This is a genomic window from Streptomyces sp. NPDC054932, assembly GCF_053610205.1.
Window position 1 is genome coordinate 1 of record NZ_JBSGXU010000010.1, and the last position, 15,030, is coordinate 15,030.

At 72.0% G+C, this 15,030-nt stretch carries 11 protein-coding genes; 2 read left to right on the forward strand and 9 right to left on the reverse strand.

Going from position 1 to position 15,030, the window contains the following annotated elements:
* Positions 1-137 precede the first annotated feature (137 nt).
* The 3 genes from ACWGE1_RS04620 to ACWGE1_RS04630 form a co-directional block, all read right to left on the reverse strand.
* Positions 138-1,583 carry an aldehyde dehydrogenase family protein gene (locus ACWGE1_RS04620; protein WP_453419099.1) on the reverse strand — a complete coding sequence of 482 codons (1,446 nt, stop codon included), beginning with the start codon at positions 1,581-1,583 and terminating at the stop codon, positions 138-140.
* Positions 1,584-1,758: 175 nt separating this feature from the next.
* Positions 1,759-3,339, reverse strand: coding sequence for a PucR family transcriptional regulator (locus ACWGE1_RS04625; RefSeq protein WP_453419100.1), 1,581 nt, complete (start codon positions 3,337-3,339; stop codon positions 1,759-1,761).
* A 148-nt stretch (positions 3,340-3,487) separates the two neighbouring features.
* Positions 3,488-5,584, reverse strand: coding sequence for an ATP-binding protein (locus ACWGE1_RS04630; RefSeq protein WP_453419101.1), 2,097 nt, complete (start codon positions 5,582-5,584; stop codon positions 3,488-3,490).
* 252 nt (positions 5,585-5,836) lie between these two features.
* Between ACWGE1_RS04630 and gabT the strand changes: the two genes are divergently transcribed.
* The gene (gabT, locus tag ACWGE1_RS04635; RefSeq protein ID WP_453419102.1) at positions 5,837-7,183 is read left to right on the forward strand and encodes a 4-aminobutyrate--2-oxoglutarate transaminase; all 1,347 of its coding nucleotides are present in this window, start codon (positions 5,837-5,839) and stop codon (positions 7,181-7,183) included.
* A gap of 394 nt (positions 7,184-7,577) precedes the next feature.
* Positions 7,578-8,153 carry a phosphatase PAP2 family protein gene (locus tag ACWGE1_RS04640; protein ID WP_453419103.1) on the forward strand — a complete coding sequence of 192 codons (576 nt, stop codon included), beginning with the start codon at positions 7,578-7,580 and terminating at the stop codon, positions 8,151-8,153.
* Here ACWGE1_RS04640 and ACWGE1_RS04645 read toward each other — a convergent pair.
* From ACWGE1_RS04645 to ACWGE1_RS04670, 6 genes are all read right to left on the reverse strand, one after another.
* A complete protein-coding gene (locus ACWGE1_RS04645; RefSeq protein WP_453419159.1) occupies positions 8,119-9,912 on the reverse strand; it encodes a chitinase in 1,794 nt (597 codons plus the stop codon). The two genes, ACWGE1_RS04640 and ACWGE1_RS04645, sit on opposite strands and share 35 nt — an antisense overlap.
* Positions 9,913-9,994: 82 nt before the next feature.
* Positions 9,995-10,459 carry a hypothetical protein gene (locus ACWGE1_RS04650; RefSeq protein ID WP_453419104.1) on the reverse strand — a complete coding sequence of 155 codons (465 nt, stop codon included), beginning with the start codon at positions 10,457-10,459 and terminating at the stop codon, positions 9,995-9,997.
* A 166-nt stretch (positions 10,460-10,625) separates the two neighbouring features.
* Complete coding sequence (locus ACWGE1_RS04655; protein WP_453419105.1) at positions 10,626-12,044, reverse strand: NAD(P)/FAD-dependent oxidoreductase; 1,419 nt, start codon at positions 12,042-12,044, stop codon at positions 10,626-10,628.
* A 42-nt stretch (positions 12,045-12,086) separates the two neighbouring features.
* Complete coding sequence (locus tag ACWGE1_RS04660) at positions 12,087-12,893, reverse strand: ABC transporter permease (RefSeq protein ID WP_453419106.1); 807 nt, start codon at positions 12,891-12,893, stop codon at positions 12,087-12,089.
* On the reverse strand, positions 12,893-13,834 hold the full coding sequence (locus ACWGE1_RS04665) for an ABC transporter permease (RefSeq protein WP_453419107.1): 942 nt from the start codon (positions 13,832-13,834) through the stop codon (positions 12,893-12,895). The genes ACWGE1_RS04660 and ACWGE1_RS04665 overlap by 1 nt, the downstream gene beginning before the upstream one ends.
* Positions 13,831-14,979, reverse strand: a complete 1,149-nt coding sequence (locus ACWGE1_RS04670; protein ID WP_453419108.1) for an ABC transporter ATP-binding protein — start codon at positions 14,977-14,979, stop codon at positions 13,831-13,833. The genes ACWGE1_RS04665 and ACWGE1_RS04670 overlap by 4 nt, the downstream gene beginning before the upstream one ends.
* Positions 14,980-15,030: the final 51 nt, after the last annotated feature.

Here is a 15,030-nt window from a genome sequence, read left to right on the forward strand (position 1 = left end):
CTACCGATCGGTGCTACCTGTGAGTCGTACCCGTTTCGGGGACCCGGGAAAAGGCCCGAGCGGGTGGCCCGGAAAAGGGGGACGGCCGGAGCCCCCGCACAGTGGGCTCCGGCCGTCGGCTCTTGGGCCGTACGAGATCAGATGTCGAGGCCGGTGAGGACCAGGACCCGCTCGTAGGTGTAGTCGTCCATCGCGTAGCGGACGCCCTCGCGGCCCACGCCGGACTGCTTGACGCCGCCGTACGGCATCTGGTCGGCGCGGTAGGACGGCGCGTCGCCGATGATCACACCGCCGACCTCGAGCTCACGGTGGGCCCGGAACGCGGTCTGCACGTTGCGGGTGAAGACGCCGGTCTGCAGACCGAACTTCGAGTCGTTGACGGCGGCGAAGGCCTCGTCGGTGTTCTCGACCTTCTTCAGCGTCAGGACCGGGCCGAAGACCTCCTCGGTGGCGAGCTTGACGCCGTCCGGCACGTTGGCGAGGACGGTGGGCTCGTACGAGGCACCCTCGCGCTTGCCGCCGGTGAGCAGCTTGGCCCCGGCGGACACGGCCTCGTCGACCCAGGACTCGACGCGCTGGGCGGCGGCCTCGGAGACGAGCGGGCCGACGTCGGTGGCCGAGTCGGAGGGGTCACCGGTGACCTGCGCCTGGACCTTCTCGACGACCTTCTCGACGAGGCGGTCGTAGACGGAGGCATCGGCGATCACGCGCTGCACGGAGATGCAGGACTGGCCGGCCTGGTAGTTCGAGAAGGTCGCGATACGGGTCGCGGCCCAGTCGAGGTCGGCCTCGGAGGACCAGTCGTCCAGGACCACGGCCGCGGCGTTGCCGCCGAGCTCCAGGGTGCAGTGCTTGTGGGGCACCGACTGCTGGATGGCGTAGCCGACGGTGTCGGAGCCGGTGAAGGAGATCACGGGCAGGCGCTCGTCCTTGACCAGGGCGGGCATCTTGTCGTTGGCGACCGGCAGGACCGACCAGGAGCCGGCCGGGAGGTCGGTCTCGGCGAGCAGCTCACCCAGGATCAGGCCGGACAGCGGCGTGGCCGGGGCGGGCTTGAGGATGATCGGCGCGCCGACGGCGATGGCCGGGGCCACCTTGTGGGCGCACAGGTTCAGCGGGAAGTTGAACGGCGCGATGCCGAGGACCGGACCCTTGACGAAGCGGCGGGTCAGCGCGAGACGGCCGACACCACCGGCGTCGGTGTCCAGGCGCTGGGCCTCTCCGCCGTTGAAGCGGCGGGCCTCTTCGGCGGCGAAGCGGAAGACGGACACCGCACGGCCGACCTCACCGCGGGCCCACTTGACGGGCTTGCCGTTCTCGGCGGAGATCAGCTGGGCGATCTCCTCGGTGCGCTCGACCAGCCGCTTGGACACGTGGTCCAGGGCCGCGGCCCGTACGTGCGCGGGGGTCGCGGAGAACTCCGCCGTCACGGCGTACGCCGCGGCCACGGCCTCTTCGACCTGCTCGTCGGTGGGCACGCTGACGGCGGCGACCAGCCGGCCGTCCCACGGGGAGTGGACGTCGAAGCTGTCCTCGCCGGTGGCCTGGCGGCCGGCGAGCCAGAAGGCGTGGGTGGAAGTCATGCGAATCCCGGCCCTTCGGAAGTGTGCGGTGGGTCCTGACCCCTCCACCGTAGGACTCCGTCGGCGTTTCGGCGTTTGTCCCTGATGGAGCGGCGGGTCGTCGCGCTTCGCCGCTTTGTCACTGTCCCTCCCGCCGCGCGCGCCTGCGCCGCGGCGGGAGCGGACCGTCCGGCTTCTAGGAGGGCGTCGAGGTGGCCTTGAGGGCGAGCCACAGCTCCATGCGGACGTCCGGGTCCTCCAGGGAACGGCCGAGGATCTCCTCGACCCGTTTCATCCGGTAGCGCAGCGTGTGCCGGTGCACGCCGAGGTCGGCGGCGGCCGCGTCCCACTGCCCGTGGCGGGACAGCCAGGCCTGGAGCGAGGCCACCAGGTCGCCGCGCCCGGTCGCGTCGTGCTCCCGCAGGGCGCGCAGGGTGCCGTCCGCGAAGGCCCGTACGGCGTCGTCGGCCAGCAGTGGCAGGACCGAGCCCGCCGCCATGTCCTCGTGCTCCACCATCGGCCGGCCGCGCCGCCGGGCGACGGCCAGGGCCTGGTCGGCCTGCTTGAGGGCCGCAGCCACGCTGCCCGGGCCGGCCGCGGCGGACAGGCCGACCACCAGCTCGTCGGGCTCCGGCCCGGCCGCGTCCCGGCCGCGCCGTGCCTCCAGTACCTCGGCGTGCTCCACGCACGCCTGTACGGCCGAGCCCCCGTCGGCGGCCAGGACGACGAGCCGGCCCGCCTCCGGGACGACCAGCAGCGCCTCCCCGGTCCGGGCGGCCGCCGACTCCACCGTGTCGGACAGCTGCGCGAGCCCTTCCGGCTGCGCCGTCCCCGCCAGGGCCGGCTCGGCCACGATCAGCCGGAACGGCGCCTCCAGCAGGGCCCCGTAGAGGTCACCCGCCACGGACCGGGCGTGGTCCGCCTCGCCCGCCAGCAGCATCCGCAGCACCGCCGCCCCCAGCCGGGACTCGGCGTCGTGCAGTGAGCGCGAGCGCTCGGTGGTGAGGGTGAGCAGGGCGACCGCGGAGTGGACGGCGTACCGCTCGGCCGTGCCCAGCGGGGCCGCGGTACCGACGGCGAGCGCGCCGCGCGCCCGCCGGCCCGTGCCCAGGGACTGCAGTTCCACGCGGTCCTCGGCTCCGCCGACCACGGCGCTCGCGGGCGCCGGGCGCTCCCGCAGCCGCTCCACGTCGGGGGTGAGCCGGGCGGCGCGGCGCGCGGCCCAGTCGGGCGCGGCCGCGACGACCGCGCCCGAGGTGTCGTACAGCGCCGCCCAGCCGTGCACGTGGGCCGCCAGTCTCGTCAGCAGTTCGGCGGGCCCGTCGACGGAGAGCGCGGCGCGCGTCAGCTCCCGCTGGGCCTCGAAACCGGCGGTGACGGCCCGGTACTGGTCCGCCGCGAGGGCCGCGGAGACGGCCTTGCTGATCGCCAGGAAGGGGGTCCGCCGCGGTACCTCCAGCAGCGGCATGTCCTCGGTCCGGGCGGCCTCGACCAGCGCCTCGGGGATCTCCTCGTAGTTGACGCCGATCGCGAAGCCGATGCCGACGACCCCGGCCGCGGCGAGGCGGCGGACGTAGCGGCGCATCTCCTCCGGGTCCCCCGCGTCCAGCTTCATCGCGGTGATCAGGAGCAGCTCTCCGCCCTCCATGTAGGGGACGGGGTCGGCGAGCTCACTGACGTGGGCCCAGCGCACCGGTGTGTCGAGGCGGCCCTCCCCCGCCCGGACGCTGAGCTTGAGCGCCGAGTGCTGGACGAGTGAGGCAAGGGTGAGCGGCATCGGTTACCAGTGGCCTTAGCGGGAGGGGGCGGCGGGGCGGTGGACCGGCAGGAGCAGGAGGGAAGTCACCGCGACCGCCGACGGTTTTCGCCGTGCCGTACGAACGGCTCCCCTCGATTCTGCCACCTCGTACGGGTCGGAGTGCGGGTCAGGACGTTCCGGCCAGGCGGACGAGGAGCGGAGCCGCCCGTTCCCCGCGGACCGAGGTCAGCGACAGCACCGCGTGCCCCGGCGGCACCGCGTGCGCCAGGTCCGAGGCGGACCACCGCTCCCGCTCCACCTGGCGCACGGTCACCGCGTCCGTGGTGACCGCCTTGCCGGTGACGAGCTTGCGGAAGGAGTGCATCAGCCGGGTCAGCGGCTGATCGGCGAAGACGGTGCGGTGGGTGACGTCCCGCGTCTCCACCCACTCGGTGCCCCATGCCTCGGCGAAGCGCTTGCCGTCCCAGGTGGTGACCCCGGAGAAGGCCATCCGGCAGCCGACCGCCCCGAGCAGCGGCGTCCGCAGTGCCTCCGGTACGTCGTCCAGGGTGCGCAGGGTGAGCAGGACGCCCGCATGCGCCGAACGCAGCCGCTGGACGCCCCGAACGGTCTCGGCGGTCAGGGTGTGCGAGGCGTCGTCGAAGGCGAGGAAGGCGAAGAGGGAACGGTCGGTGCGGGCGGCCGCGGCGGCGTTGAACTGGGCGAGCAGCAACCGGGCCAGCATCCGGGAGGCGTCGGCGTGCCCGCGCTCGGGCAGGTCCACCCGGACGCGGATCGGGTGCTCCAGGGCGCGCAGCGAGAACGGCCGCCCCTGGCCGGTGGTGTCGAAGAAGCCGGCGAAGGCGGGCCGGTCCAGCAGGGCCACCCGGTCGGCGAGGGCCGGTCCGGGGTCCGCGTGCGCCCCCTGCTGACGGGCCCGGGCGTCGAGCTCGCGCAGCATCGCCTGCTGCCCGGCGAGGTCGCGGCGCAGGGTGTCGAAGGCGGTGGGGAGCCCGTCGAGGAGCTCGCGCAGCTCGGGCACGGCCGGGAAGCGGTCGTACGCCGCCCGGAACGGCCCGAGGAGCTGGGCGAGAGCGGTCGCGGCGCGGCGTACGTCGATCCCGGGGACGTCCCCGACGAAGGCCTCGGCGAGCAGGGTGGCGGCCTCGTCGGGGTCGGTGGTGCCGCCGTAGAGGTCGAGGTCGTAGACGGAGGCGGGGTCGCCGACCCGGACCACGACGTCGAAGGCGGCGTCCGGCCCGAGCTGGGCCCCGGCCGCTCCGACGGCGACGACGGCGGCCTGGCCGGCGAGCGCCTGCAGCGAGAGCGACTCGACGACGGGCCGCACCAGCTGCCGGGTCTTGCCGGTGCCGGAGGGGCCGACGGCGAGCAGGGAGGTACCGAGCACGTCGGGGTCGAGGGCGAGCGAGGTGCCGCGGCGGGAGTACGGGTTGCGGACGCCGTCCTCGACGGTGCCGAGCAGCACCTGCCGGGCGAGCAGGTCGTGCCGGGCGGCCCGCACGGGCAGGTCCCGCGCCCCGGACGGGTGCACGCAGGCCCCGGCGCCCTTGTCGCGCACGGCGTCGGCGAAGGCCCGCAGGCGCGAGGGGTCGACGCGCACGGAGTCCCACGCCCGCCGGATCCGGGCGTAGTCCACGTCGTTCATCCGCCCACCCCCGGCCTCCGCCTCCAACCGCTCGGCAACCTCCCCCAGCCCGGCATCCCGCAACTGGGGCCACCGCGCGGGGTCGTCGGGGCCGCCCGTCTCGGGCCGGGCCGATTCGGCGGACTGCAGGGGCCGCACGGCCCGGCTGCGAAGCACCCGGCGGAGCAGCTCGGGCCACCGTCCGAGGCGCCCGAAGCCGACGACCAGGATTCCGATGACAATGCCGTACCAGACGTACGCGGCGACGACGGCGGCGTTGTTGTGGGCCCAGGAATCGGGCGTGAACATGTACAGCGGCCAGAGCCAGAACCCACCGAGGTAGCGGTTCACCAGCAGTGACCACAGCAACAGGCCGGCCAGCAAGGAGATCAGTGCCCCGCTGACCAGCTGGCGGGTGGGAGTCTCCTCGGGCTCCTCGGCGGCCCGCGGCACGTGCCCGTACGTCCATACGCCCGGCCCGTCCGAGGAGCGCGGGAAGCGCAGCCAGTCCCCGAGCGTCGGCCCGGCCGCCGGCGCGTGCGAGGGCTTCGGGGGGAGGCCGGAGGGCGGCGGAGCGGCCGGTCTCGGGACGTGCCCCGCCCGGGGCGGACGCGTCTCGTGCGTGCCTTCGGTGTCCATGAAACCCCTGCCCCCTGCCCGTGCCTGGCTTGCGTCGCTCAATGTAGTTGCCCGGCGCCAGCCATGGGCCCGTACCCGTGCTCCGATTCGCCGCGCCGTCCACAAGAGGGGCGCACGCGTCCTTCCTATGGCCGTCACGGACAAGGACACGCGGAGATCACTACCGAACGGAGCATGCAGGACCCCCTCTCCCGGGCCTAGCCTGCGGACAAAGAGACAAGTGCGTCCGAAAACACCCCCCAGGAGCCCTCTATGACCGCTGTCCCGCAGGAGCGCAAGATCGTCACCGCGATCCCCGGCCCCAAGTCGCAGGAGCTGCAGGCACGCCGCCTCCAGACGGTGGCCGGTGGCGTGGGCTCCGTACTGCCCGTCTTCACGGCCCGCGCGGGCGGCGGCATCATCGAGGACGTCGACGGCAACCGCCTGATCGACTTCGGCTCCGGCATCGCCGTGACCTCGGTCGGCGCCTCCGCCGAGGCCGTGGTGCGCCGCGCCTCCGCGCAGCTCGCCGACTTCACCCACACCTGTTTCATGGTCACGCCCTACGAGGGCTACGTCGAGGTCTGCGAGGCCCTCGCCGAGCTGACCCCGGGCAACCACGCCAAGAAGTCGGCCCTGTTCAACTCCGGCGCCGAGGCCGTCGAGAACGCCGTCAAGATCGCCCGTTCGTACACCAAGCGCCAGGCCGTCGTCGTCTTCGACCACGGCTACCACGGCCGTACGAACCTCACCATGGCGCTGACCGCGAAGAACATGCCGTACAAGCAGGGCTTCGGTCCGTTCGCCCCCGAGGTCTACCGCGTCCCGGTCGCCTACGGTTACCGCTGGCCCACCGGCGCCGAGAACTGCGGCCCCGAGGCCGCCGCCCAGGCGATCGACGCGATCACCAAGCAGATCGGCGCCGAGAACGTCGCCGCGATCATCATCGAGCCTGTCCTCGGCGAGGGCGGCTTCATCGAGCCGGCCAAGGGCTTCCTGCCCGCGATCGTGAAGTTCGCCAACGACAACGGCATCGTCTTCGTCGCCGACGAGATCCAGTCCGGCTTCTGCCGCACCGGCCAGTGGTTCGCGTGCGAGGACGAGGGCATCGTCCCGGACCTGATCACCACCGCCAAGGGCATCGCGGGCGGTCTGCCGCTCGCCGCCGTGACCGGCCGCGCCGAGATCATGGACGCGGCGCACGCGGGTGGCCTGGGTGGCACCTACGGCGGTAACCCGGTGGCCTGCGCCGGTGCGCTCGGCTCCATCGAGACCATGAAGGAGCTCGACCTCAACGCCGCGGCGAAGAAGATCGAGTCCGTCATGAAGGCCCGCCTGACGGCCATGCAGGAGAAGTACGACATCATCGGCGACATCCGCGGCCGCGGCGCCATGATCGCGATCGAGCTGGTCAAGGACCCGGTGTCCAAGACCCCGTTCCCGGAGGCGGCCGGCGCGCTCGCGAAGGCCTGCCACGCCGAGGGCCTGCTCGTCCTCACCTGTGGCACCTACGGCAACGTGCTCCGCTTCCTCCCGCCGATCGTCATCGGCGAGGACCTGCTGAACGAGGGCCTGGACCTCATCGAGGCCGCGTTCGCGGCCATCGGCACGGCCATCTGATCGAACGCATAGAACGTGCGCACGCTGCGACCGGTTACTACCGGCGGTAACGGGCGGACGCTGTGAAGAAGCTGTGGGGGGCCGATGGCGGGAGCGCGATCCTGCTGTCGGTCCCCCTTTCGCTGCCGTACGGTTTCTGCAGATGAGTGAGACACCCCGCTCCCGGGAAACCAGGGGCGACACCAGTACTGGGCTTCCCCAGCACCGTACTGGGCATGCGTTCGCGCACACTCCTCACCGATCGGACAGCCGTTCGCCCCAAACCCCCCGGGGCGCCCGGCAACACGATCCGGGCGGCCGTCCCGGAACCATCCCCCCTGTTCCGGGACGGCCGGCCACTCCTCTCCTGATCGCCGCGGTCTGCGGCCTCCTCTTCTCCCTGGTCACCTGGCAGGTGCTGGTCTCCGGCCCGCTGCTGACCCCGGACCACGCGTTGAGCCGCGCCCTCGTGCGCGCCGTCCCGGACTCCGTCACCGAGCGCCTCTCGGACCTCGGCAACATCCCGGTCGCCGTGCCCGTCCTCGTGCTGGCCATGGCCTACGCGGCACGCCGCGGGCGCGCGCTCGCCGCCGGGGCCGCGGGCCTGGCCATGGCCCTGGTGCCGGCCCTGGTGATCCCGTTCAAGGAGTGGACCGCCCGGCCGGGGCCGCTGGAGCCCTGGGCCGCCGGCTACTTCCCCTCGGGTCACACGGCCACCGCGGCCGTCGCCTACCTCGGCGCGGCCCTGCTCGTGCGCCCGTACACCCGCCGGGCATGGCCGGCGGCCGCCGCCCTGGTCCTCACGGGGGCGACGGCCGTCGGGCTGGTCCTGCGGGGGTGGCACTGGCCGCTGGACGTGCTGGCCAGCCTGCTGCTCTGCGCTCCCCTGCTGCTCGGCGTGGCATGGGCCGACCGGCTCGGCCGGGCCCGTCGGGCCGGCGGTCGGGCCGGTCGGCTCAGCCTCCGAAGTACGCGTCGAAGTTCCGGCTGAACTCCCAGCCCCCGAAGCGGTCCCAGTTGATCGACCAGGTCATCAGGCCGCGCAGCCCCGGCCAGGTGCCGTGGGTCTGGTAGCTCCCGCAGTCGGTCTTCTTCGTCAGGCAGTTCAGGGCCTTGTTGACCTCCGCGGGCGAGGTGTGGCCGTTGCCCGCGTTGGTCGTGGCCGGCAGGCCGATGGCGACCTGGTCCGGGCGCAGGGCCGGGAAGACCCGGGCGGTGTTCCCGGCGACCGGGAAGCCTGTGAGCAGCATGTCCGTCATGGCGATGTGGAAGTCGGCGCCGCCCATGGAGTGGTACTGGTTGTCGAGGCCCATAATCGGTCCCGAGTTGTAGTCCTGGACGTGGAGCAGGGTGAGGTCGTCGCGCAGGGCGTGGATGACCGGGAGGTACGCACCGGCGCGCGGGTCCTGGCCGCCCCAGGGCCCGGAGCCGTAGTACTGGTGGCCCAGCTGGACGAAGAAGGTCTCCGGCGCCATGGTCAGGACGAAGTCCGGGCCGTACCTGGCCTTCAGGGTCTTCACGGCCGAGATCAGGTTGACGACCACCGGGGTGGTCTGGGTCCGGAAGTCGGTGTCCCCGGTGGCCAGGGACAGGGAGTGGCCCTCGAAGTCGATGTCCAGGCCGTCGAGGCCGTACTCGTCGATGATCCGGCTGACGGAGGAGACGAAGGTGTCGCGGGCGGCCGTGCTCGCGAGCTGGACCTGGCCGTTCTGGCCGCCGATCGAGATCAGCACCTTCTTGCCGGCCGCCTGCTTGGCCTTGATGGCCGCCTTGAACTCGGCCGGGGATTCGACGTTCGGGCATTCCGCGACCGGGCAGAGCCGGAAGCGGATGTCGCCCGAGGTCACCGAAGTGGGTTCGCCGAAGGCGAGGTTGATGACGTCCCAGGAGGCGGGCACATCGGCCATCCGGACGTATCCGGAACCGTTGGCGAAGCTCGCGTGCAGGTAGCCGACCAGCGCGTGCGCGGGAAGGCCGCCGCCCCCGCCGCCGCCACTGCCGGGCGTGGTCGCGGAGGCGGGCGCGCTCTGCGGGGAGGCGCCCGCCGCGTTCACCGCGCTGACCCGGAAGGTGTACGTGGTGGCCGCGGCGAGCCCGGTCACGGCCGCCGAGGCGGAGGTGACGGAGAGGGGCGCCGCGCCGTCCCGGTGGACGGTGTACGAGGTGGCTCCGGGCACCGCCGACCAGGACAGCGCGACCGAGCTCGACGAGGTGGCGGAGGCCGTCAGGCCGGTGGGGGCGGCCGGGATCTGGGGCTGGCCGGGACCGCCGGGGTCCGGGCCGACCAGGGTGAGGTCGTCGGTGAAGTGGGCGGGCTGGCCGTACCAGCCGTGGGTGTGGACCGTCACCGAGGTCGTCGACGGTCCGGTGCGGAAGGTGGTGGTCAGCTGCTTCCACGCACCCGGTGACTGCGTCCAGGCCGACACGTCCGTGGTGCCGGTCCCGGTCGCGCCGAGGTAGACGTACGCGCCCTGCACCCAGGCGCCGAGCGTGTACGTCGAGTCGGGCCTGACGGTGACGCTCTGGGAGCAGCGGGCGTTGTCCTGTCCGGCCGGGGTGGCCCTCAGGGCGGAACTTCCGCCGTGGACGGGTGTGGTGACGGCGGCTCCGCTGCCGCCCGAGCAGCTCCAGCCGTCGAGGCCGGCCTCGAAGCCGCCGTTGCGCACGAGGTCGGCGTCGGCCGCCGCGGCGGGCGGTCCCGCGGCGAGGAAGCCGGCGACCGCGAGGGCGGCGGCCGTGAGGAAGGGTATGGCTCTGCGCACAACTGCCTCCGGTGCATGGGGGGATGGAGGGGGTCAGCGGCGCCCAAGATGGTCCAGACCAATACCCTTGTCAAGACTTCCGGCCTCCCTTCGTCAGCACGCGCGCGGCCGCCTCGTGCATCGCGAGCTCCAGCACGGCCGGGTCGGTGAGCGTCCCTTCGCCGTCCGGGAGCACCAGCCAGCGCACGCCGCCCGTCGCCCGGCCGGGATACGGGACCACGATCCAGGTCCCGCGCCCGGCCCCCCGTACACCCGTGCCGATCCACCGGGACGTCGTGCCCGCGGGCACGAAGAAGCCCAGCCGCGCGTCGCCGAAATCGGCGAGCACCGGGCCGGGCAGGTCGTTGAGCAGGCGGAGCACGTCGAAGGTGGGCCGCCCCAGCTCCGCGGGCAGGATCAGCACGTCCCAGCGCCGGCCGGCGGGCAGGAGGGCGACCCCGAGGGGGTCGCGCTCCCACTCCCGCCGGCAGGCGTCCGGATCCGGCGCCACCGATACCAGCCACTCCACTGCCGTCCTGGCCCCCGGGATCGCCATCGCCCGGCCTCCGTTCCCTGTAGGTGAGGGGTTCTCACCCGGAGAGAGCGGGGCGGGGCGCAGCTATGACGCGGGTTTCGTCACTCCATGGCAGTGAACCGGGTCACACGGTGACCCGCGCTCCGCGCCGGGGGCGCGGGTCGGTGGACCCCGCCGGGGGCGGCCCTCAGCTGTCGAAGCCGAGGCCGAACCGGTCCAGCGTCTTGAGCCACAGGTTCCGGTGTCCGCCGCGGGCGTCCGCGCGGGCCAGCGACCACTTGGTGAGCGCGATTCCGGTCCAGGCGAACGGCTCGGGCGGGAACGGCATCGGCTTGGACTTCACCATCTCCAGCTGCGTGCGCTCGGTGGAGAGGCCGTCCAGCAGGTCGAGCATCACGTCCGCGCCGAACCGGGTGGCACCGACCCCGAGGCCGGTGTAGCCGGCCGCGTAGGCCACCTTCCCCGAGTGCGCGGTGCCGAAGAAGGCGGAGAAGCGCGAGCAGGTGTCGATGGCGCCGCCCCAGGCGTGGCTGAACTTCAGCCCCTCCAGCTGCGGGAAGGCGGTGAAGAAGTGCTCCGCGAGCCTGAGGTAGGTCTCGGGGCGGTGGTCGTACTCGGAGTCGAGCTTCCCCCGGTAGGGGTAGATCGCGTCGTAGCCGCCCCACAGGATCCGGTTGTCGCGGGTGATCCGGAAGTAGTGGAACTGGTTGGCGCTGTCGCCGAGCCCCTGCCGCCTCTTCCAGCCGATCGCGGCCAGCTGGGCCTCGTCGAGCGGCTCGCTCATCAGCGCGTAGTCGTAGACCGGGACGGTGAACGGGCGGACCCGCCGGACCAGCGAGGGGAAGATGTTGGTACCGAGGGCGACCCGGCGCGCGAGGATGGTGCCGTAGGGGGTCGTGACGGTCATTCCGGCGCCGGCCGGGGCCAGTTTGAGGCCGCGGGTGTTCTCGTAGATCCGCACCCCCAGCTCCAGGCAGGCCCGCTTGAGGCCCCAGGCCAGCTTCGCCGGGTTGAGCATGGCGACGCCGTCGCGGTCCCAGAGGCCCGCGAGGAAGGTCGGGGAGTCGACCTCGGCGCGCACCGCGTCGCCGTCCAGCCATTCGGAGCCGTCGGCGAGGCCCAGGCGCAGCGCCTCGTCGTGCAGTTCGCGCAGCTCCTCGACCTGGTGCGGCTCGGTGGCCACGTCGATCTCGCCGGTCCGCTCGAAGTCGCAGTCGATGCCGTAGCGGGCGACGGCCTCCTCGATGGCGTCGAGGTTGCGGGCGCCCAGCTCCTCCAGCTTCGCCAGCTCGCCGGGCCAGCGGGCCAGCCCGTTGCTGAGGCCGTGGGTGAGGGAGGCGGCGCAGAATCCGCCGTTGCGGCCGGAGGCGGCCCAGCCCGCCTCCTTGCTCTCGATCAGTACGACGTCCCGTCCCGGGTCGCGCTCCTTGGCGAGCAGCGCGGTCCACAGCCCGCTGTAGCCGGCGCCGATGACCAGCAGGTCGCATCGCTCGTCGGAGGTCAGCGCCGGCTCTGCGGCGGGCTTGCCGGGGTCGTCCAGCCAGTACGAGACCGGCTTCGCTTCGGAAAGGGATTTCGCAACACTACGCATGGCGACTGGGGCCATGGCTTCCAACTCCCTACGGAACTGATGACGTGCTTTTCCGAACTACTTCGGTTGTGCCTTCTTGCGGCGGTTGCCGACCATCTGGCCGGCGAGGACCACCAGCACCGCGATGACGAACATCGCCGTACCGATGACGTTGATCTGCACGGGCGTACCGCGCTGGGCCGATCCCCACACGAACATGGGGAAGGTGACGGTGTTGCCCGAGTTGAAGTTGGTGATGATGAAGTCGTCGAAGGAGAGCGCGAAGGAGAGCAGCGCGCCCGCCGCGATACCGGGTGCCGCGATCGGCAGGGTGACCCGTACGAAGGTCTGCACCGGGCCGGCGTAGAGGTCGCGGGCGGCCTCCTCCAGCCGCGGGTCCATGGACAGGACACGCGCCTTGACGGCGGCGACGACGAAGCTGAGGCAGAACATGATGTGCGCGATCAGGATCGTCCAGAAGCCCAGCTGGATGCCCATGTTGAGGAAGAGCGCGAGCAGCGAGGCCGCCATCACGATCTCGGGCATGGCCATGGGCAGGAAGATCAGCGAATTGACCGCCCCGCGGGCCCGGAAGCGGTAGCGCACGAGGGCGAAGGCGATCGCGGTGCCCAGCGCGGTCGCGACGAGGGTGGACCAGAGCGCGATCTGGAGCGAGAGGGACAGGGAGCCGCACATGTCGGCGACCCCGCAGGGGTCCTTCCACGCGTCGAGGGAGAACTCCTGCCAGGCGTAGTTGAACCGCCCGGTGGGGTTGTTGAAGGAGAAGACGGTGACGACGACGTTCGGCAGGATCATGTACGCGAGCGTGCCGAGGCCCGCGATGACGACCAGGTTGCGCCGGAGCCAGGTGAGGGAATTGCGCATCAGACCAGGTCCTCCGTCCCCGCTCGGCGGATGTAGATGGTCACCATGATCAGCACGATGGCCATGAGAATGAAGGACAGCGCGGCCGCCGTCGGGTAGTCGAGGATCCGCAGGTACTGCGACTGGATGACGTTGCCGATCATCCGGGTGTCCGTGGACCCGAGCAGTTCGGCGTTGACGTAGTCGCCGCTCGCCGGGATGAAGGTGAGCAGGGTCCCGGAGACCACGCCCGGCATGGAGAGCGGGAAGGTCACCTTCCGGAAGACCGTGGCGGGGCGGGCGTACAGGTCCCCGGCCGCCTCGTGGAGGCGGGTGTCGATGCGCTCCAGCGAGGAGTACAGCGGCAGGATCATGAAGGGGAGGAAGTTGTAGGTCAGACCGCAGACCACCGCGAGCGGCGTGGCCAGCACCCGGTCCCCCTCGGTCATGCCGAGCCAGCTCGTGACGTCGAGGAAGCCGATGCTGTTGAGGACGGCGACCACCGGGCCGCCGTCGGCCAGGATCGTCTTCCAGGCCAGCGTGCGGATCAGGAAGCTGGTGAAGAACGGGGCGATGACCAGGACGAGGAGCAGGTTGCGCCAGCGGCCGGCCTTGAAGGCGATCAGGTAGGCCAGCGGGTAGCCCAGCAGCAGGCACAGCGCGGTCGCGGTGCCCGCGTAGAGCAGGGAGCGCAGGAACTGCGGGTAGTACTCGGTGAAGGCGTCCCAGTAGGTCCCGAAGTGCCAGGTGACCTGGAAGCCCTCTTCGAGGGAGCCGGTCTGCACCGAGGTGGAGGCCTGGTAGACCATCGGCAGCACGAAGAACACCAGCAGCCACAGGATGCCGGGGAGCAGCAGCCAGTACGGGATCAGCCGCTTGCGCAGGGACGCCTTGTGCACCGGGGGTTCGGTGGGGGCGGGCGCCTGGGGAGGCGGCGCCGTCTCCACGGCGGGGCCGGTCATGCGCCCTCCTCCACCGTCTCGATGCCCGCGTCGATGTCCTGGGCCGCGTCGAGACCGAAGGTGTGCTCCGGGTTCCAGTGCAGGACCACCTCGGCGCCCGGGACCAGGCGGGTGTCGCGCTCGATGTTCTGGACGTAGACCTCGAGCTCGGGGCAGACGGGGCTGTCGATGACGAACTGCGTGGAGACTCCGATGAAGGAGGAGGCGGCTATGCGCCCGGTGATCTTGTTCCGGCCCGTCGCGATGGCGTTCTCCTCCTCGGCCGGGACCAGGGACACCTTCTCCGGGCGCACACCGACCAGCAGCTTTCCGCCGGTCCGGGGCGTGGTCGAACATCGGGCGGCGGGCAGCCGGAGGGTGGTACCGGAGGCGGAGACGACGACCTCGGAGCCGGCGGAGTCCACCGATGCCTCGATGAGGTTCGAGGTGCCGAGGAAGTTGGCGACGAAGGTGGTGCCCGGGTTCTCGTACAGCTCGGCGGGGGCGCCCAGCTGCTCGACGCGGCCGCCGTTCATCACGGCGACCGTGTCGGCCATGGTCATGGCCTCCTCCTGGTCGTGCGTGACGTGCACGAAGGTGATGCCGACCTCGGTCTGGATCCGCTTGAGCTCCAGCTGCATCTGGCGGCGCAGCTTGAGGTCGAGGGCGCCGAGCGGCTCGTCGAGGAGCAGCACCTGCGGGTGGTTGATCAGGGCGCGGGCGACGGCGACGCGCTGCTGCTGGCCGCCGGAGAGCTGGTGCGGCTTGCGCTGGGCGAACTGGCCGAGCTGGACCAGCTCCAGCATGTCGTCGACCTGCTTCTTGACCGACTTGATGCCGCGGCGGCGCAGCCCGAAGGCGACGTTCTCGAAGATGCTCAGGTGCGGGAAGAGCGCGTAGCTCTGGAAGACCGTGTTGACCGGGCGCTTGTACGGCTGGAGGTCGGTGACCTCCCGGTCGCCGAGGTGGACCGTGCCGGTGGAGGGCTCCTCCAGGCCGGCGATCATGCGCAGGGTGGTGGTCTTCCCGCAGCCCGAGGCGCCGAGCAGGGCGAAGAAGGAGCCCTGGGGGATGGTGAGATCCAGCGGGTGCACGGCGGTGAAGGTCCCGTAGTGCTTGCTGATCCCGGAGAGGCGGACGTCGCCGCCCGCGGTCTTGTCAGTCATGGATGGTCCCGGGGTTGGGTGGGGCAAGGGGTCGAAGGCTCGGCGGAGCCG